Source organism: Ruegeria sp. BH8 (assembly GCF_056538065.1).
In genome coordinates, this window is the sequence record NZ_JBQFSP010000001.1 from 624237 (window position 1) to 643908 (window position 19672).

17 protein-coding genes are annotated in these 19672 nt (G+C 55.9%); 10 read left to right on the top strand and 7 right to left on the bottom strand.

The genetic code is table 11. The annotated features are described in order from the left end of the window. The first annotated feature begins 16 nt into the window (after window positions 1–16). Both ACR0AD_RS03050 and aroB read left to right on the top strand, forming a co-directional pair. Complete coding sequence (locus tag ACR0AD_RS03050) at window positions 17–604, top strand: shikimate kinase (RefSeq protein WP_209504122.1); 588 nt, start codon at window positions 17–19, stop codon at window positions 602–604. After that, on the top strand, window positions 604–1716 hold the full coding sequence (gene aroB, locus ACR0AD_RS03055; RefSeq protein WP_480485841.1) for a 3-dehydroquinate synthase: 1113 nt from the start codon (window positions 604–606) through the stop codon (window positions 1714–1716). Before ACR0AD_RS03050 ends, aroB begins: the two co-directional genes overlap by 1 nt. 9 nt (window positions 1717–1725) lie before the next feature. Here aroB and ACR0AD_RS03060 read toward each other — a convergent pair whose 3' ends face one another. Continuing rightward, window positions 1726–2796, bottom strand: coding sequence for a site-2 protease family protein (locus ACR0AD_RS03060; protein ID WP_480485839.1), 1071 nt, complete (start codon window positions 2794–2796; stop codon window positions 1726–1728). A gap of 18 nt (window positions 2797–2814) precedes the next feature. Next, on the bottom strand, window positions 2815–3303 hold the full coding sequence (gene ssb, locus ACR0AD_RS03065) for a single-stranded DNA-binding protein (protein WP_209504119.1): 489 nt from the start codon (window positions 3301–3303) through the stop codon (window positions 2815–2817). A 201-nt stretch (window positions 3304–3504) separates the two neighbouring features. On the opposite strand from ssb, the gene ACR0AD_RS03070 reads away from it, so the two are divergent. The 3 genes from ACR0AD_RS03070 to ACR0AD_RS03080 all read left to right on the top strand — a co-directional run bounded on the left by ACR0AD_RS03070 (window position 3505) and on the right by ACR0AD_RS03080 (window position 6259). After that, complete coding sequence (locus ACR0AD_RS03070; protein WP_480481225.1) at window positions 3505–4083, top strand: lytic transglycosylase domain-containing protein; 579 nt, start codon at window positions 3505–3507, stop codon at window positions 4081–4083. Between the two features lie 96 nt (window positions 4084–4179). Continuing rightward, window positions 4180–5142, top strand: a complete 963-nt coding sequence (locus ACR0AD_RS03075; protein WP_267363905.1) for a LuxR C-terminal-related transcriptional regulator — start codon at window positions 4180–4182, stop codon at window positions 5140–5142. A gap of 130 nt (window positions 5143–5272) precedes the next feature. Then, complete coding sequence (locus ACR0AD_RS03080) at window positions 5273–6259, top strand: MBL fold metallo-hydrolase (RefSeq protein ID WP_480485837.1); 987 nt, start codon at window positions 5273–5275, stop codon at window positions 6257–6259. Between the two features lie 111 nt (window positions 6260–6370). Here the strand turns inward: ACR0AD_RS03080 and ACR0AD_RS03085 are convergent, their stop codons facing one another. From ACR0AD_RS03085 to miaA, 5 genes are all read right to left on the bottom strand, one after another. Beyond that, window positions 6371–8458 (bottom strand): ABC transporter ATP-binding protein, encoded by a 2088-nt coding sequence (locus ACR0AD_RS03085; RefSeq protein WP_267363907.1) that lies wholly within the window; start codon window positions 8456–8458, stop codon window positions 6371–6373. A 95-nt stretch (window positions 8459–8553) separates the two neighbouring features. Beyond that, entirely contained in the window at window positions 8554–10017 is a 1464-nt protein-coding gene (locus ACR0AD_RS03090; protein WP_480481219.1) for an ABC transporter permease, read from the bottom strand. Between the two features lie 13 nt (window positions 10018–10030). Then, entirely contained in the window at window positions 10031–11077 is a 1047-nt protein-coding gene (locus ACR0AD_RS03095) for an ABC transporter permease (protein ID WP_209504113.1), read from the bottom strand. Window positions 11078–11200: 123 nt separating this feature from the next. Beyond that, a complete protein-coding gene (locus tag ACR0AD_RS03100) occupies window positions 11201–12871 on the bottom strand; it encodes an ABC transporter substrate-binding protein (protein ID WP_480485835.1) in 1671 nt (556 codons plus the stop codon). A gap of 353 nt (window positions 12872–13224) precedes the next feature. Beyond that, window positions 13225–14118 (bottom strand): tRNA (adenosine(37)-N6)-dimethylallyltransferase MiaA, encoded by an 894-nt coding sequence (miaA, locus tag ACR0AD_RS03105; protein ID WP_480485833.1) that lies wholly within the window; start codon window positions 14116–14118, stop codon window positions 13225–13227. Window positions 14119–14215: 97 nt separating this feature from the next. Here miaA and pyrH point away from each other — a divergent pair, with 97 nt between their 5' ends. The 5 genes from pyrH to ACR0AD_RS03130 all read left to right on the top strand — a co-directional run bounded on the left by pyrH (window position 14216) and on the right by ACR0AD_RS03130 (window position 19663). Next, window positions 14216–14968, top strand: a complete 753-nt coding sequence (pyrH, locus tag ACR0AD_RS03110) for a UMP kinase (RefSeq protein ID WP_209504110.1) — start codon at window positions 14216–14218, stop codon at window positions 14966–14968. A 262-nt stretch (window positions 14969–15230) separates the two neighbouring features. Next, entirely contained in the window at window positions 15231–16457 is a 1227-nt protein-coding gene (locus ACR0AD_RS03115) for an aminotransferase class V-fold PLP-dependent enzyme (protein ID WP_480485831.1), read from the top strand. Between the two features lie 48 nt (window positions 16458–16505). Further along, window positions 16506–17930: a cryptochrome/photolyase family protein gene (locus ACR0AD_RS03120; RefSeq protein WP_480485829.1), complete on the top strand. Its 1425-nt coding sequence runs from the start codon at window positions 16506–16508 to the stop codon at window positions 17928–17930. A gap of 69 nt (window positions 17931–17999) precedes the next feature. Then, window positions 18000–19211: a class I SAM-dependent methyltransferase gene (locus ACR0AD_RS03125; RefSeq protein ID WP_480485827.1), complete on the top strand. Its 1212-nt coding sequence runs from the start codon at window positions 18000–18002 to the stop codon at window positions 19209–19211. Between the two features lie 11 nt (window positions 19212–19222). Further along, window positions 19223–19663 carry a TrgA family protein gene (locus tag ACR0AD_RS03130; protein ID WP_480485825.1) on the top strand — a complete coding sequence of 147 codons (441 nt, stop codon included), beginning with the start codon at window positions 19223–19225 and terminating at the stop codon, window positions 19661–19663. The last annotated feature ends 9 nt before the right edge of the window (window positions 19664–19672 follow it).

Below are 19672 nucleotides of genomic sequence, written 5' to 3' on the forward strand. Positions count from 1 at the left end.
CGTCATTCACGGTGAAATGAGCGAAATTAAGCATAACACGCACTCAGCGGACGCGCAGACCCGGTTTGATCTGCACAAAACCGTGGTTCTGGTCGGTATGATGGGGGCCGGAAAGTCAGCCGTGGGTCGTGCTTTGGCCGCTCGACTGGGTGTTCCCTTTCTGGACAGCGATGCCGAAATCGAATCAGCTGCGAACATGACCATCCCCGAAATCTTTGAGCGGGACGGGGAACCTTTTTTTCGCACCAAAGAATCACAGGTTATCAGCCGCCTGCTGGATGACAAAAAAGGCGTACTTTCAACGGGTGGCGGGGCGTTTCTTCAGCCTGACAACCGGCGTATGATCACCATGCGGGGTGCGTCGGTCTGGCTGCGGGCAGACCTGAAAGTTCTGTGGAGCCGTGTCCGCCACAAGGACACGCGCCCGCTGCTTCGTACTGCCGATCCTTATGCGACATTGAAAGCCCTCTACGAGGCGCGTGTTCCGGTTTACGCCGAGGCGGATCTGATCGTGGATTCGGATGGCGAAACTTCGATCGAGAATATGGTGGACCGGGTTGTCGACGCCTTGTTGGCGCGCCCTGATGTTTTGGAAATCAGATAATGCATCAAACAGTACACGTTGAACTTGGGGACCGGTCGTATGACGTAGAAATCGGTCCGGATCTTCTGGCGCGCGCGGGCGATTGGATTGCACCGCTATTGGCGCGTCCTAAGGTGGCCGTCCTGACAGATGAAAGTGTCGCTGATCTGCATCTGGAAACGCTGCGTGCGGGTCTGAAAGCCACCGGGACCGAAATGTCCGCGCTGGCCTTACCCGCCGGAGAGGCAACAAAAAGCTGGCCACATTTTGAACGCGCGGTTGAGTGGCTGTTGGCTGAAAAGGTTGAACGCAGCGACGTTGTTGTGGCCCTTGGTGGTGGGGTAATTGGTGATCTTGCAGGCTTTGCCGCGGCCGTCCTGCGCCGAGGCGTTCGGTTCGTGCAAATCCCCACGTCTTTGCTGGCGCAGGTCGACAGCTCTGTCGGGGGGAAAACAGGGATCAACGCCCCTCAGGGGAAGAACCTGATCGGCGCTTTTCATCAGCCATCGCTGGTTCTGGCAGATACATCTGTGTTGCAGTCCATGACCCAGAGGGACTTTCTTTCAGGGTATGGCGAGGTGGTGAAATACGGCTTGCTTGGGGATGCGGAATTCTTTGAATGGCTTGAGGTGAACGGGCAAAGCGTCTCCTCGGGCGACATGGCCGCACGTGTGCGTGCGGTAACCCGCTCGGTTCAGATGAAAGCCGATATTGTGGCTCGGGATGAAACCGAACAAGGTGACCGCGCCCTGCTGAATCTGGGGCACACCTTCTGCCATGCCTTGGAGGCCGCCACAGGTTATTCCGACCGTCTTTTGCATGGCGAAGGCGTGGCCATCGGCTGTGCACTTGCGTTCGAGCTTTCGTCCCGCCTTGGCCTGTGTTCGCAAGAAGACCCAAGCCGGGTACGCGCGCATCTGCGGGCGATGGGCATGAAAACGGACCTGGCTGATATTCCCGGTGACTTGCCAAGTGCCGAGGCGCTGGTGGATCTGATGGGGCAGGACAAAAAGGTTGTGGACGGCCAGCTGCGGTTTATCCTGGCCCGCGGAATTGGTCAGGCTTTTGTGACCTCGGATGTGCCGAAGGATGCGGTCTTGTCGGTTCTGTCGGACGCGCTGGCCCCGGTGTGACGCAGGGAATTAACGGCCCTGAATAACCATCAGCTCGCCAATGTTTTCGCGGGTTATGTAACCGATCATGTGACCGCCATGGGTCAGAACTGCAATGGCTGGCGCCCCATTGTGCAGGTGTTCCAGCACGTCCTCAAGGCCGGTTGTCAGCAAGACTGCGGGAACGTTGGCATCCATGATCGAGGTCGCGGGCGCAGTTCTGGGCTGGTCGCTTGCCAGGGCAGTGAACAGGTGATCGCGTGTCACAAAACCCAGCAAAGTATGATTTGAGTCCAGTACCGGAAACTCGTGCTGAGTGGTGTGAATGACGGCTTGTGCCGCTGTGCTCAGCGTATCACTGGGAGAAAGTGCGTGAAACTCAGTGATCATCGCGTCACGGGCCAGAACACGACGAACCGCAGATCGCAAAGCGACTTCCTGGCTTTCTGCATTGGCTGCAAAGAACACAAATACGGCGATCAATACCAGAATTGGATTGCCGGAGCTCAGCCCTAGAAATCCAAACCCGATGGCGACAACCTGGCCACCAACGGCTGCAATTCGGGTGGCTTTGACACGATTCATGCGTAAACACAGTAGGGCGCGAAAGACGCGGCCTCCGTCCATTGGGAATGCCGGGATCAAGTTGAAGATGGCCAAGAGCAGATTGATATAGGCCAGCTTGTCCACAATCCTCACATTTGGTGACTCCAATTGCGCGAGGGTCTCAAGCGGCATCCCTGCGCCAAGCACGGCAAGGCCAATGAAGATAGCGATATTCACTGCCGGGCCCGCAAGCGCCACCAGAACCTCTTGCATCGGTTTTTCCGGCATTCTCTCAAGCCGGGCCAGGCCGCCGATGGGCAGAAGGGTGATGTCGGGGGTTTTGATGCCATAGCGCCGCGCCATAAGGGCGTGACCGAACTCATGCGCGACAACGCAGGCAAACAGCGCCAGAACAAAGAGAAGGTTCTCAATCGCGGCTGGCATTCCACCGGCTGAGAAAGCGGCAAAACCGACCCAAGCGAGCAGCAGAAAAAAGGTGACATGGACCCTCAGTTCGGACCCGAGCAATCGGCCGAGAGAGAAGGACCATGTCATGTTGTTTCTCCGTTTTACTTAGAACGGAATCTCGTCGTCGTCGATTCCGCCCGATGCGGGCGCCGGAGAGCTGGATGGACCGCCATAGGGGTCACCGTAACCGCCACCGGCCTGGCCGCCACCATAACCGCCGCCGCTGCCGCCACCGCCTTCACTACGACCGTCCAACAGGGTCAGTTCCCCGCGATAGGGGCGCAAGACAACCTCGGTCGTATAACGATCCTGACCGGACTGATCCTGCCATTTGCGGGTTTCCAGCTGGCCTTCGATATAAACCTTGCTGCCCTTGCGCAGATATTGCTCGGCGATGCGGGCCAGCGGTTCCGAGAAGATGGCAACCGAATGCCACTCTGTCCGTTCACGACGTTCACCCGTGTTGCGGTCTTTCCAGTTTTCCGAGGTGGCAATGCGCAGGTTGCACACTTTGCCACCGTTCTGGAACGACCGGACTTCGGGGTCGCGGCCAAGATTTCCCACCAGAATGACCTTGTTGACTGAACCCGCCATGTAAATCCTCGTTCTGTTCTGCGTAAATGCGCCGAATCTGGCGCAATGAGTTTCGTGAGACCCTATACGGCCTGCATCATGGTTGAAAACAGTTGATACAACACTGTCGAACAAGAGTCTTACTGTACTATTTACCAAGCTTTCATTTTTTGCGGGAATACCTATACTCCCACTGGTTTTGATCGAGCAGGATAAGCAAAGATGCGTTCTTGGGTTGCTGGGTTTTCCGTTGCCTGCCTTGTATTGGCCGTTGCGCCGGTGCAGGCACAAACATTGTCCAGCAAAAGCCGCAAGGATATTTTCCTGAAACAGGCGAAGGTTCTGGATTCTCGTGCGGCAACCCAGTACCGCGACTCGGCCCGGCTGAAACCCAAAACAACGCGCGATCAGGTCAGCAAACGATATTCAGGAAAATATCGCGGAGAGTATCTGGAAATCGCGCGGCGTGTTGCCCGCCTTCACAACATCCCTGAAGATCTGTTCTTGCGTCTTGTGCAGCAGGAAAGTGGATGGAACCCTCAGGCGAAGTCACATAAAGGTGCGTTGGGATTGGCGCAACTTATGCCACAAACGGCTGAGCTTTTGGGCGTAAACCCGCATGATCCCAAGCAGAACCTCGAAGGCGGTGCTAGATATCTGTCCTGGCAGTACCGCAAGTTCAAATCGTGGCCTTTAGCGCTGGCGGCCTATAACGCGGGGCCTGATGCGGTTGAAAAGCATGGTGGTATCCCGCCGTACAAGGAAACCCAGAACTACGTAAAGATTATCTGGGGCGGCTGAAACCGATGCTGCGCCGCAGAGTGTCGTATTCTTGATTCAGTGTAACGCCTCCAACTAACCTGACAGGGTATCGCCCAATAACTGGTGAGGCCCCTTATGCCTGCTGATCACCCGCAGATTCCCAAAGAAACGCTGGCAAACTGGCAGCAACTTGTTGATCTGGTCGCAGAACTGGCCGACGTGCCCGCAAGCCTGATCATGAAAACCGACGCGCCGGATCATGCGGTTTTGATCACATCCGATCACCCCGAGAATCCATATCCGGTCGGTCTGAGTTTCCAGTTGAACCCCAAGCTATATTGCCAGGGTGTTCTGGAGCGTGACGGAGAATTGGTGGTCGAGGACGCCAAATGTGATCCGGTTTGGGCGGACAACGACGACCTGGAACACGGAATGACCTTTTACATCGGCTTACCGCTGAAATGGCCCGATGGCTCGGTGTTTGGCACAATCTGTGTTCTGGACCGTAAACAGAACCGGCGGGCCTTGTTGTTCCGAGAGGGGCTGGCGCAGTTCGCGCGCATGGTCGAGTCGGATTTGGCTTTGTTGCAAGAGGTTTATCTGAGACGCGCGTTGGAGGAGAAACTGAACGAAACACTTGCCCAGCTTGAAACGCGTGTTTCGGATCGAACCCGAGAGTTGCAGGAGACGAACACAGCGTTGCGCGTATTGCTCTCAAGTCTCGACGATGACCGCAAGAACCGGGATCACGAAATCGTCGAGCAGGTTCGAAGCAGAGTTTTGCCGTATCTTGAAAAGGTTCGGGCGCAGCTTTCCGGCGACGAGGCGCAATTTGTCTATCTTGAGCTGGCCGAAAAGAACCTGAACGAGATCACATCTTCGCTGTCTGACAAGTTGACGGATGCCTTCGCGGCAATGACCCCGACCGAAATGGAAATTGCACAGATGGTCATGTTTGGGAAAACCACAAAGGACATTGCCAAGGCCCTGTCCCGAGAGACGTCGACAATCGATTTTCACCGCAACAACATTCGTCGAAAACTAGGACTTGAGGGACGGGATCAAAACCTGCGCAGTCATTTGCTCTCGATTTCGTGAATGCCGAATATGGGGATTGCCCCCATATTTCACCCCCATTTTTTCGGTCTGAGCCGATGTGCTTTGGCTTGTTACCCTCTGGGTTGAGGTGCGGAAAAACGGCGCACGTCCAACAGAGAGGTACAAAGATATGGATCGCAAGGATCTGAAACCGACCATCCTGAAAGGGGACAGGGATCATCTGGCACCGGGGCTGTCTCGGCGGTCATTTTTCATGGCGGCAGGTGCTGCCGGTGTTGGCGCGACAGCTTCAGTGCTGGGGGCAAAACCGGCCGAGGCGCAATCGCAAGCCTGGTTGCAGCCAGGAAACAATAACCACGTGATCGACCTGCAGGGATCGACGGGTCAGGCCAGTGCCGGAGTTGTCGGTATCGACTATTATGGCCATTGCGCCATAAAGATCACCTCGCCCAACGGCGCAACGGTCCTGTTCGACCCCTGGCGTGATGACCCGTCGGGCGCGTGGGGGCTTTGGTTCCGCAATGATTTCCCCCAGATCCCGGTGGACATTACCTTGTCGACACATGCGCATTTCGATCACGACGCGATCGAACGCCCAAGTTCGACCATGGTGCTGGACAGGATGGTGGGCAATTTCGAGTTCTCCGATATCAAGATCACTGGTTTTGCAGATAAACATGCCTGCGTGGCGCCGGGGTGGTACAATTGGACCAATGCACTGGCCGAGTTTGGGGTCGAAGCCTGCCCACCGAACAATGTGGGTCATATGGATATGGTGGTCTATCTGGTGGAAACTGGCGGCATTCGTACGCTGATCTGGGGTGATAATCGCCACAATCCGCCTCAGGAGTTTTGGGACGCCGTCGGACAGGTCGATGTTCTGACCCTTCCGGTAGACGGGTCGCAACATATCCTGAGTTTCGATCAGGGTAATGACATCGTGGCCAAGCTAAAGCCCAAGATCATTATCCCAACTCATTACCTGAACGAAGTCACGTCTTATACGCTGACCACGCTGCAATCAGCAGACGAGTGGGTAAAGGGACAGCAAAGCTATCAGATGCTTGACAGTTCCAGCCTGAAACTGGAGGCCGGAGAGATTGCTGGTATGAACCAGGAGTTCATGCATTTCGGCAACAATGTCATGACCGGCTGAGAGTCTTACAGGGAACCACCACTCACAGGCGCCGCCAGTTTCCTCGTGAAACGCGGCGCTCACAGAAAGGGCCGGTCAACGACCGGCCCTTTCCAGTGAAGATCCGCAAACCTACTCGGCCGCGACTTTGATCACGGGTTGCATCCGTGCCAGCACCTCTTCGGACAAGTGGCACTTCACCTGATGACCCTCGGCCAATGTCTGCACCGGTGGCACATGTGACTCGCAGCGGCCGTCAGGCACTTCGGATTTCCAGCGACACCGTGTCTGGAACGGGCATCCCGGTGGCGGGTTCATGGCTGAAGGAATATCACCTTCCAGTACGATGTGCTGCTTTTCGACCGATGTATCGGCGATGGGAACAGCACTCAGAAGCGCTTCGGTATAAGGGTGGTAGGGGGGGGCAAAAACCTGATCAGTTGTGCCCAGCTCGACCACGTGGCCCAGATACATCACCATCACTCGGTCGCTGAGGTATCGCACGATGGAAAGGTCATGGCTGATGAACAGCAACGTGGTTTTGTGCTCGCGCTGAATTTCCATCAGCAGGTCGGTCACCGCAGCTTGCACCGAAACGTCCAGTGCCGATACGGGCTCGTCGGCTACCACAATGCGCGCATCGCCGGCAAAGGCGCGCGCGATACCTACGCGCTGCTTCTGGCCACCCGACAGCTGACGCGGCATTCTGTCGGCAAAGGCGCGCGGCAGTTTTACCAGATCCAGCAGCTCCAGCATCCGCTTCTTGCGCTCGGCCTCGGAATTGCCAACACCGAAGATTTCCAATGCCCGGATGATCTGGCGCCCAACGGTCATCGACGGGTTCAGCGTGTCGAACGGGTTCTGAAACACCATCTGAACTTCACCAACGGTCTTTGCGTCGCGCTCTTCTATGGGCACCTGTTCGATATTGCGGTTGTCCAGAAGAATCTGCCCGTCCGTGGCCGTCTCAAGACCCATGAGAACTTTGGCAAAGGTGGACTTGCCGCAACCGGATTCGCCCACAATGGCCAATGTCTCGGATTCATGCGCCTCGAAACTGAGCGTTTCGTTTGCCTTCACAACCTTCTTTTCGCCACCGCCGAACAGGGCATTTGCTGCAACCTCATAGTATTTCTTGAGGTTGTCCATCTTCAGAACGACCCTGCCGATCTCACCTTTCTCTTTCTGTTCACCCACCGTGATTGGTGCGTTCCAGTCAATCTCTTTGAATTTAAGGCAACGGGTATGGTGCCGGTCATTTCCGGGCACCGCCTCCATCAGGATGTCCTTGGCGTCACAGCGACCTTCTTCGAAATAGTCGCAGCGCGGACCGAAGTTACAACCAGGGGGCCGCTCATGGGGTAGGGGAAAGTTCCCCGGTATAGCCACCAGCGGACGCGAATTCTTGTCGGCCCCCGGCAGCGGGATCGACCGGAACAGGGCCTGCGTGTAAGGATGCTGCATCTCGTCAAACACATCCTTGATCGAGCCGCGCTCGACCGCCTCACCCGAATACATCACGCAAAGCCGGTCACAGGTTTCCAGAACCAGCCCGAGGTTGTGCGAAATGAACAGCATCGAGGTGCCGTATTTCTTGCCCAGATCCTTCACCAGCTCGACCACGGCAGCCTCAACCGTCACGTCAAGTGCCGTTGTTGGTTCGTCAAGGATCAGCAGCGCCGGTTTCGACATCAAGGCCATCGCGATCACGATGCGCTGCTGTTGACCGCCTGACAGCTGGTGCGGGAACGAGTTGAGCATTCGCTCGGGGTCCGGCAAGCGCACATCGGTGACAACTTCCAGCGCGCGCGAATACGCTTCTTCCGCGCTGACGCCCTCGTGAATCATGGGCACTTCCATCAGCTGCTTACCGATCTTCATTGCCGGGTTCAGTGAGGCCATCGGCTCCTGATAGATCATCGCGATCTCATTGCCGCGTATGTCGCGCAATTCGTCTGAACTCATTTCCGCCAGATCACGACCCTTGAACTTGATCGTACCACCAACGATGCGACCGTTTTTGCCAAGGTCCTGCATGACACCCAGCGCCACCGTGGATTTGCCGCAACCGGATTCACCGACCAGACCAACAGCTTCACCGGGTTGCACACTGACAGAGAAATCCATCACGGCCGGAATTTCCCGCAGGCGGGTAAAGAAGGAAATCGACAGCTTGTCGATCTCAAGGATCGGGCCGTCATAATCCGCCATCTTGCTCATCTTGTATCTCCTCGCCAGATCGAGGGGATCCTCTTCATCTGGCTAAAAATATCTCGGGGGGTCCGGGGGGGCTGGCCCCCCGGCGCGCTTTCACATCAGTCTTTCAGGCTTTCTTCGCGCAACCCGTCGGCCAGCAGGTTCAGACCCAGAACCAGCGTCAACAAGGCCAGCGCGGGTGGCAGAGCAGGGTGCAGGTAGATCGACAAAAGCTTGCGCCCCTCGTTGATCGTCGACCCCCAGTCCGGGCTTTCGGGCGGCAGACCCAGACCAAAGAAACCTAAGGTTCCCAGAAGAATGGTGGTATAGCCAATGCGCAAACAGAAATCGACGATCAGCGGGCCACGCGCGTTGGGTAGGATTTCCCACAGCATGATGTACCACGGACCCTCGCCACGGGTTTGTGCTGCCGCTACGTAGTCACGGGTTTTGATGTCCAGCGCCAATCCGCGCACGATGCGGAACACGGTGGGCGAATTCACAAAGACCACCGAGACGAAGACCACCAGAATACCACCTGGGATATCGAACAGATCCAGATAGGTCGGCAGACCCCAGATACGATAGGCGTCGGTATTGATGATGTAGCCGCCGGTCGAAATCAGAGACAGGTAGAACCAACCCGCTACTCCCAAAACTCCGATCAGCAGCGGTGTTCGGAAGTTTGGTCTGGTATAGTAGCGTGAGTTCAGCAGCACGCCGAGGAATATGATCGGGAATACGAACAAGACGGCCGCCATATAGTTCGGTACACCGGTCGCAACGATCTCGGGCGTGACCAGCAGATAGAACAGCAGGATCACCGGGAAGGCCAGGATCAGGTTCGCAAGGAACGACAGCAAAGTATCCAGCCGACCACCATAATAGCCTGCCGGCAGACCCAGCGTGATGCCAACCATGAAGGCAAACATCGTGGCAAGCGGGGCGATCTGAACAACAATCCATGCCCCTTTGACCATGCGGCTGAACACATCGCGGGCCAGATTGTCGCCACCCAGCAGATACCAGGCGTATTGACCGTCCTCCAGATTGGACAGTGGCGTACCTGGCACTTTGTTCTTCATGCCCGAAACCTGCGACAGCGGGTCATGCGTGACGATCAAATCCATCGCGCCGAATACCCCGGTGAAAACCCAGAACATCACAAGGCCAAAGCCAATCATGCCGATGGGACTGTCAAACAGTTTGCCGTAGAGGCCAAGCTTGCGTTTGAAAGCGATCGACATGGCATAAAGGATGATCAACGACACCCAGACGGGCAAAAACTGCTGGGACATGGCGCCAATAATCCCGGCGCTGGTGCCCATTAGTACGCCCAGTACGATATAGGCGAGTGCGATTCCGACACTGGCCAAGAAACTGTAGCGCAGTGCAAGTTGTATCAGTGTTCGCAGGCCCGAGCTTGAGCTTAACGTACCGTCCGGGTTCACCGTCATCTGGTCTTCGGGCAGCACGATGCTGGCCAGCATCCAGACGGCAATTGACAAGAGCATTAGCGCAAGGCCAAGGGCAAAAAGCGGGTTCAGGAAGGCGATAGAGCCGGTCCAGGTAAGTGGTTCCATGATCTAACCCTCCTTAAGAAATGCGGATGCGCGGGTTGAGGTAGACATAGCCGATATCCGAAATCAGCTGGGTCACCAGCACCACAAAGACCGACACGACCGAAATCGCCAGCAACAGCTGAATGTCGTTATTGCCCGCGGCCTGAACCAGCGCCCAGCCGAAGCCCTTGTAGTTGAACAGGGTCTCGACGATCACTACACCATTCAGCAGCCAGGGGAACTGCAGCATGATGACGGTGAACGGTGCGATCAGCGCGTTACGCAACGCATGCTTCATGACGATATTCGGGAACGAAACACCCTTCAGGCGCGCGGTGCGGATATATTGCGCCGTCATCACTTCGGTCATCGAGGCGCGGGTCATCCGTGCAATATAGCCCATCCCATAAAGCGCAATGGTCAGGACCGGCAGGAAGAAGTTTTCAAAGGTCGGGTTCTCCATCGCTTGCGTGGCCGTACCCTTGAACCACTTCAGTCCAACTGCAGAAGAGGTGAAGATGGCGATAAAGATCACGCCCGAGACGTATTCCGGTGTCGCCGTCGTTGTGATGGCGAAGGTCGACAGCGTCCTGTCGGTGGCAGATCCTTCTTTCATTCCTGCCAAAACACCAAGGATCAACGCAGACGGAACCATCAGCAGCATGACCCAGAGCATCAGACGGCCAGTCAGAGCCAATCTGTTGCCAACAACGGTCGAAACCTCTTCTTTGAAGACAGTCGAATAGCCCCAATACCCTTGCAGGATTCCGCAAAAATTCGGAGATTCTTCGGCGGTTTTGCCCGGCAGAATGCATCTTCCCTGAACGGTTCCGTCTTCATTCGTGTACCGATAAGAGGGCAGGACACCTAGCCATTCGCCGTATTTTATCGGAGTGGATTGGAGGTAACCATTTTTGCTCAGGTAGCTCTCAACCTGTTCATCCGACATCCGAAAGTTGCCCTGCGTTTTCGCCAGCTTCTCGAGGTTCGGATAGAGGTTGGTTAAGAAGAAAACCAGGAAAGTCAAACACAATGCCGTCAACAGCATGATGCCAACGCGCCTTAGAATGAAAAGTCCCATATTTGCCCCTGTGGGTCGGCTAGCGCGGGTTTCAAGGAACACCACGCTTAGCTGTTATTATTTGTTCGTCGCGTTCAGGACGAAGAGGCCGCGCCAGGGTGGCGCGGCCTTTTGCGTTTTGGCTCAGGACGTAAAGCCGAACTTATAAAGCTGCGGCAGGTCTGCGATATGCTTTTCGACACCCACCAAATTGTCGCGGTGATGGCGCATCGCTGTCCGCCAATAAGGCTGGATCGTGACACCTTCGTCGATCATGATCCCCTGCAGTTTGGCCATCACTTCACGACGTTTGTCGACATCTGCGATCGAGTTCGCCTCGGCCAGCAACGCATCAAACTCTGCATTGGCGAAACCGGATTCGTTCCATGCGACTCCTGATTTATAGGCCAGTGCCAGAACCTGAGTGCCCAATGGGCGGTGGTTCCAGTTCGTCGACGAGAAGGCGTATTTCGTCCAGTCGTTCCAGAAGGTCGATCCCGGCAGAACTGTATGCTTGGCCTTGATGCCCGCGTCGTTCAGCTGCGCTACAACCGCTGCCGTAGTGTTACGGCGCCAGTCATCATCGATTGATTGCACTTCGTGCTCAAAATCACCCATACCCGCTTCGTCCATCAGGGCTTTCGCCCCGGCGGGATCATACGGGATACGAGTCACGGCCGAGTCATGTTCAGGGTGCATCGGCCCGACATGGCAGTTGTCTGCTGGAATGCCGTAGCCCGACATGCCCAGCTCCAGACACACCTCGTTGTCGACCGCCATGGCCAAAGCCTGACGAACGCGCTTGTCGCCGTAGATCTTGTTGCCGTTTTCGTCTTCGGCCAACTGGTTCGGGCGGATAACGATGGTGAAGCCTGACGGGATTTCCGAGCGCACAAGCCCAATGCCATCAAAGATGTCGACGAATTCGCCAACAGATTCCCAGTTCATGTCGATCTCTTCGGCCTCATAAGCCGCAAGGAATGCAGCCGGGTCAGTGCCGTAGTCAATGAACTCGATGCGGTCGATATAGCCGCCTTTGCCAGCCTCATATCCCCACCAGTCGAAATCTTCGTTGCGCACCAGCACGCCTTTGACACCAACTTCGTGGCTGTCAGGCAGCATGAAGCCCGTGCCGACGGGGTTTGAAAGCATGTCGTTCGCATCGAAGCTGCTATGAACGATTGCGGCGGGATAGTCCGCCATACCCGGGATGATCGTGATGTCAGGCGCGTTGCACTTCAGTTTGACAGTATGGGAGTCAACCACAGTGATTGCACCGTCCGCAGCTTGCTGAGTGCTTTCGTCAATAAGCGACGCCATACGCGATGCCATCGAGTTGCCTTCCAGACCCGCGTCACACCATCCTGCAATGTTGCGGGCCACGTCTTCGGCTGTGAAATCGTCGCCGTTGTTCCACTTTACGCCCTTGCGAACGTTCAATGTGTATTCAGTGGCGTCGGCGTTGGCTTCCCAGCTTTCCAGCAGCATTGGCTTGAACGAGCCGTCGTTGTTGTATTCAACGAGGTACTCCAGCCAGCCTGCTGTGAAAGTGGCAATTTGCGTCCAGTCATAGGTTCGCGGATCTTTGAGCGCGCGCACTTCCATCTGGTAGCGGATGGTACCACCGCGCTGCGGCTCTTGTGCCGCCGCAGGCGATTGCAGACCGATCAAACCATAGGCCGTCGGTACCGCGACACCCAGCGCCGTCGCGCGGACCAGAAATTCCCGGCGGCTAAGCTTGCCGTCACGGTATTCCTGCGCGTGCATCTCGGCCGCCCAGTGCACCTTGTCGTTGGTGATTGCCGTATTGGTCATAAATGTCTCCCTGTGACATTGATTTTGTTGATTTGTTCTTGTTCTAAGCGACGCGGGCTTGTCCGGTCGAAAGAAAGAAGGATTCCGGTTTTTGGACTCTGTGCATCCCCATGCCGCCATTCGGCACCAGAAATCACTCAACGTCAACGTTCGGAATCGACATAAAATGCACAAAAACGACGTTACCGCATTGTTGATATTTCGATAGGGATATACCTATATGACACACCGCAGGGGGAGCCTCTTGCGGAATTTCGATGTCAAATTACTGATAAAAGACGAGAAACTTCTTCTTTATCTGTTGATCAAATTGCTTTCGCTATCAAATCCAGCGGAATGAACAACACCAGATATCACTTTGAGAAATCGACGTGATTCCATGTTTTCATTCTGGCCCGGAACCATGTGCGTTGACGTTTGGCAAATTGCCGGGTCGAGATCGTGGCCCGTTCACGGGCCTGATCCAACGTCATCATTCCATCCAGATAGGCCATAAGCTCTGGCACACCAATGGCTTTACAGGCGGGAAGAGCGGGGTCGAAACGATCCCGCATGGCGCGTACTTCGTCGATCGCGCCCAGCTCCAGCATCTGATCAAAACGGCGTTCAATCCGATCCAGAAGCCACGCTTTGTCGACGTCAAAAACGATAGGAACCGCATCATTCAGCCGTAAAATTGGCGGTGGCGTATCGGCCTGCCAAGATAACAGGCTGCGCCCCGTGGCTCGCTGCACTTCCCAAGCGCGCTGCACGCGCGCGCGGTTCTGCGTATCCAGGCCGGCCAAAGTCTGTTCGTCAACCCCGGCGACAAGCTCGGCAATGGTCAGCAAGTCTGCTTCGGCCCGCACCTGCACCGGAGTTGCGGGGATCTCGGCCATGCCTTGGGTCAGGGCCGAGAAATACAATCCTGTCCCGCCGACAATGATTGGCCGCTGGCTCCCGGTCAGCAGTGGCACCACTTCTCGCAGCCAGTGACCGGCTGAATAATCCTGATCATAGGCGATGTGACCATAGAGCAGATGCGGCACGCGTGTTTCTTCTTCGACAGATGGTCGGGCCGAGATCACTCGCCAGCAGTCATAGACCTGACTTGCGTCTGCATTGACGACGACCCCGCCATGCCGTTCGGCGATCTCCAGCGCCAGTGCTGATTTCCCGGATGCCGTCGGCCCTGCAATCAGGACAGGTTTGTCGTCGGGAATAGGGGGTAATTGCTGAAATATCGCGTCTGTTGATCGCCGGGTCATATGCGGTTGCCTCAATCCTCACCAACCGCATTGAACCTGCGGAGCTTTTGCTTCATTTTGCGCCGGAAATTAACCCCGTGCCAGCCCGGAGCGCAACATGAGCCTTTCCCCGTCTTCTGAAACTGCCGAAACCCCGAAAACCACATACAAACGTGTCATGTTGAAAATTTCAGGAGAGGCATTGATGGGGGATCAGGGCTTTGGCCTGCACCCGCCGACAGTTCAACGCATCGCGCAAGAGGTGAAATCGGTTCACGATCTGGGCGTTGAGATCTGCATGGTTATCGGTGGCGGAAACATTTTCCGGGGCCTGAGTGGATCTGCTCAGGGTATGGAGCGGACGACAGCAGACTATATGGGGATGTTGGCCACGGTGATGAACGCACTGGGTATGCAATCTGCCCTGGAAGAGATTGGGGTGTTCACCAGGGTCATTTCGGCCATTCGCATGGATGAAGTGTGCGAGCCGTATATCCGCCGCCGCGCCGTACGACACCTTGAAAAGAAAAGGGTTTGCATCTTTGCGGCCGGCACCGGCAACCCGTATTTCACCACCGACACCGCGGCGACCTTGCGCGCCAATGAAATGGCGTGTGAGGCGATTTTCATGGGCAAGAACGGTGTCGACGGCGTCTACGACAAGGATCCCAAACAACATGCCGACGCGGTGCGTTATGACACGGTCACCTATGACGACGTTCTAGCCAAGCGGTTGCGGGTCATGGATGCGTCAGCCATCGCGCTGGCGCGTGACAACAACCTGCCTCTGATCGTCTTTGGTCTGGATGAGCCCGGAGGTTTCCGTGGTATTCTTGCAGGCGAGGGGACATATACCAAAGTTCAGGGTTGAGGCCCGAACGAGACCTGCCCCAGAGTGTTAGAAATTCAGCCCCGGCAACCCCGCCGGGCTTTTTCTTTTGCTTCAGCTTGACGGTCGCGGATGGTGCTGTCTAAGTAGCGTTGTCCTTCCGAAGTGAAGGGCTGCCCGGTGTTTCGTCAGCTCTTGGCGCAAGCACAGGCTGGGCTGGAAGACCTGCCATGATTTCTGAGATGTCCGGAAACATGAGCGGGCATCTTGTTGATATGACAGCACAACTAAGGAGCAATGAGGCATGAGCTCTCTGGATATCAATTTCGTTCGGGCACAGTTTCCGGCTTTTTCCGAACCCAGCCTGAAAGGACAGGCGTTTTTTGAGAATGCGGGCGGGTCATATACCTGCAAGCCGGTGATCGACCGGTTGACGCGGTTCTATACGCAGCGAAAGGTTCAGCCCTACGCCCCTTATGAGGCCAGCCGTCTTGCAGGTGCCGAGATGGATGAGGCACGCGTGCGCATGGCCGCCATCCTGGGTGTTGAAACCGATGAGCTGAGCTTTGGCCCTTCGACGACACTGAATACCTATGTTTTGGCACAGGCGTTCAGGCAATGGATGAAACCCGGCGAGGCGATTGTCGTGACCAATCAGGATCACGAGGCAAATTCGGGCCCATGGCGTCGTCTGGCCGAGGCAGGGATTGAAGTGCGGGAGTGGCAGATCGATCCTGAAACCGGATCACTGAACCCGCAGGATCTGGAAAATATGCTGGACGAAAAAGTGCGTCTGGTCTGTTTCCCGCATTGTTCCAATGTCGTTGGAGAGATTAACCCGGTCACCGAGATCACTGCGATTGCCCACGCGGCTGGTGCATTTGTCTGCGTGGACGGCGTATCTTACGCCCCGCATGGGTTTCCGAATGTTGGCGATTTGGGGCCGGATATCTATCTGTTTTCAGCCTATAAAACTTTTGGCCCGCATCAAGGCTGCATGGTCATTCGCCGAACACTGGGAGAGTTGCTGCCCAACCAAGCGCACTACTTCAACGCCGACGTTCTTTACAAGCGCTTTACCCCGGCAGGCCCGGATCATGCTCAGATTGCGGCAAGTGCAGGTATGGCCGATTACGTCGAGCTCCTGTGCACGCATCACGGTGGGCCTGACGCCGGTGCAGCAGAGCAGGGTGCCTTTGCCCATGACCTGATGCGCGCGCATGAGGTGTCCTTACTTCAACCGGTTCTGGATGCGGTAAAGGACCGCAACGCGGTACGTCTGATCGGCACTTCAGATGCCACCCGGCGTGCGCCGACGGTAGCGCTGTCGCTGAACCGTCCCGCTGAGTCAGTTGCAGCAGAACTGGCGCAATACGGTGTTATGGCGGGGGGAGGCGACTTTTATGCTGTGCGCCCATTGCAAGCGATGGGCGTGGATCTGGCACAGGGCGTTTTGCGGGTCAGCTTTACACATTATACCTCGCAGCAGGAGATTGATCAGCTTTTGGAGGCGCTTGAACACGTTTTGTGATCCACTCAGCTTGGGGCTTCGTAGAACGAAGAAAACCTCAGGGTGGATATGGAAAACGAGCGGTCTCCGATCATCTTATGGTACCGACGGGATCTGCGCCTGTCGGACCATCCGGCATTGACTGCTGCTGTTGCAAGCGGCCGTCCGATCATACCAGTCTTTGTTCATGACCTTCTTGTGCAACACCTTGGCGCGGCCCCAAAATGGCGGTTGGGGTTGGGTCTGGAGGTCTTTTGCGACGCTCTGACGAGGCTTGGTAGCCGTCTGATCCTGCGGCGTGGCGATGCGCTTGAGCAATTGCGGACACTTGTCAAAGAGACGGGCGCAAAGGCTGTCTATTGGTCGCGGGCCTATGATCCAGCGTCGATCAGACGCGATACACAGATCAAAACGGCGCTGACCGAACTGGGTGTAAGCGCAAAGTCCTTTCCTGGTCATTTGCTTTTTGAGCCCTGGACGGTCGCAACAAAGCAGGGCCAGCCGTTTCGTGTCTACACTCCTATGTGGCGCGCGGTTCAGCGGCGGGACGTGCCAACGCCGGATGCATTGGTGTCACGCTTGGCAGCGCCTGCAACCTGGCCTTCCAGTGATAATCTGAGCACCTGGCAGATGGGTGCGGGCATGAACCGAGGTGTTGCAATCGTGCGCCCCCATGTTCAACCCGGCGAGCAGGCCGCCCGCGACCACCTTGAGCACTTGCTCGACAAGTTACCCGGCTACTCCATTGATCGTGACCGGTTGGATCTGGACGGAACATCAAACCTGTCAGAATACCTTTCATTGGGCGAGATCGGGCCACGTACTGTCTGGCACAGGGTTCAACAGGCTGCGATGACGGGAACCCCCGGCGCTGAGGCATTTCTGCGGCAGTTGGTCTGGCGTGAGTTTGCCTATCACCTGATGTATTACTCACCGCATCTGCTGACCGATAACTGGAAAGCGGAATGGGATGATTTCCCTTGGAATATCGATCCGCACCACCCTGAAGTTGCCGTCTGGAGACAGGCCCGAACCGGAATTCCTGTGGTCGATGCGGGCCTGCGGCAGATGTATGTGACGGGCCGTATGCATAACCGGGCCCGGATGATAGTGGCCAGTTACCTGACCAAACATCTGATGACACACTGGAAAATCGGGATGAGTTGGTTCGAGGATTGCCTGATTGACTGGGACCCGGCCTGTAACGCCATGGGCTGGCAGTGGGTTGCGGGTTCAGGCCCCGACGCGTCGCCCTTCTTTCGTATATTCAATCCTGAAACGCAGGCCGAAAAGTTTGATCCGCAGGGGTCTTACCTGCGGCGCTGGATCGCCGAAGGCCAGACGAAACCCAGTGACGTTGCACTTTCCTATTTCGCTGCGGTTCCCCGGTCATGGAACCTGTGTCCGCAGGCGGATTATCCCGAGCCTGTCGTGAAACTGGCGGATGGACGAAACCGCGCCTTGCGTGCGTATGAAAGCCGAAAATCTCACTAAGGAACTGAAAACTTGCCAGAAACAAAATCGCGGCCTAGCCTGAGACCTGTGCCGCAGAGGGGAGAGCGGATGGTGCTGACGACGACAGAGGGGCAGTCGGATCTGCCCAGGTATTTCGCCCAGGTCTTCAAGATGCTGACCAGAATGGAGTCGGGGCGACTAGACATAACATTGCCAGATGGTCGCATCTTTCGCGCAGAGGGACCCAAGGCAGGGCCTGTTGCTCAGATCGATATCCACGACGGAGATGTTTTTGCCCGTCTGATCCGCGAAGGCGAGCTGGGGTTTTCTGATGCGTATCTTGAGGGGGGCTGGAGCACGCCTGATCTGCGCTCATTTATGGATCTTGTCCATCTGGGGTCCGAGACCGTCTATGACGGGTTTACTGGGAAGTTCCTTGTTCAGGCCTATGAACGGCTGCGGTTCTGGCTTCATCGCAATAACCGGACCCAGGCGAAAAAGAATATCTCGTACCACTATGATCTGGGCAATGACTTCTACGGTTTGTGGCTGGATGACACTATGACTTATTCCAGCGCTATCTTTGAAACCGGGCAAGAAAGTCTTGAGAAGGCGCAAACTGCGAAATACGCCAGCCTTGTCGATGAAATGGGGGCCAAACCCGGCGACCACATACTGGAAATCGGATGCGGCTGGGGCGGTTTTGCCGAATATGCCGCGAAAGAGCGGGGTTTGCATGTAACCGGCCTTACGATAAGTGAGGAGCAGTTCAAGTTTGCCAATGAACGTATTGAAAAAGCTGGGCTTTCTGGTCAAGTGAAGTTCAAGTTGCAAGACTATCGCGACGAGCGTGGGCAATATGATGGCATCGCCTCTATCGAGATGTTCGAGGCGGTCGGTCAAAAATACTGGCCGGTTTATTTTGAAACCGTTCGTGAACGGCTGAAGCCGGGGGCGCAAGCGACCTTGCAAATCATTACGGTAGGTGACCACCGCTGGGATTATTACAAGAACGGTGTTGATTTCATTCAGAAATACATCTTTCCGGGTGGAATGCTTCCGTCACCTTCGATCCTGCGGCAGCAGATCAATCAGGCCGGTCTGAATGTGGTGAAGTCGAAAGAATTCGGCAAAAGTTACGACCTGACGCTGCGGCGGTGGTATGAAACGTTCAATGCAAAATGGGAACAGATCGCAGACCTCGGCTTTGATGAGCGTTTTCGCCGCATGTGGAATTATTATTTGACTGCCTGTGGCGCAGCCTTTGACACGCGCAATTGCGATGTGACACAGATCACCGTATCAAAGCAAGTTAACTGACGGACCGTAACATGCCCACTGCCTCGCGTCTTGTAGCCGCCGTTTGTCTCATCGTGCTGGCATTCATTGTCTCTGGCATGATTATCGAAAACGGTGAAGAAGGTAAGGATTACGGGTACTTTACCCTGGTTAACATGGGCCTTGGCGCGGTATGCGGGTGGGGAATCATGGGCAAGCGTGCAGGGCGCGGCTGGACTGCTGGGATCAATAACGGTCTGACTGGTGTCGCCTCGCTGATTTTCTGGGCGTTGTTCGTGCAGGGCTGTTACGAAATGTTCCGGCTTGCCATGCGCAATCGTTACGGTGGCCCATTTGAGGCCATTCTGGCCATTTTCAAGATCGGGATTGAGTACGGTAAGCTGTTGATTTACCCGGAAATCCTGATTGCATTCCTAATTGGGGCTGTTGTATCGGGACTGGCCACAGAACAGGCCGCCCGATCATGGCGCTGATCCGTTTCC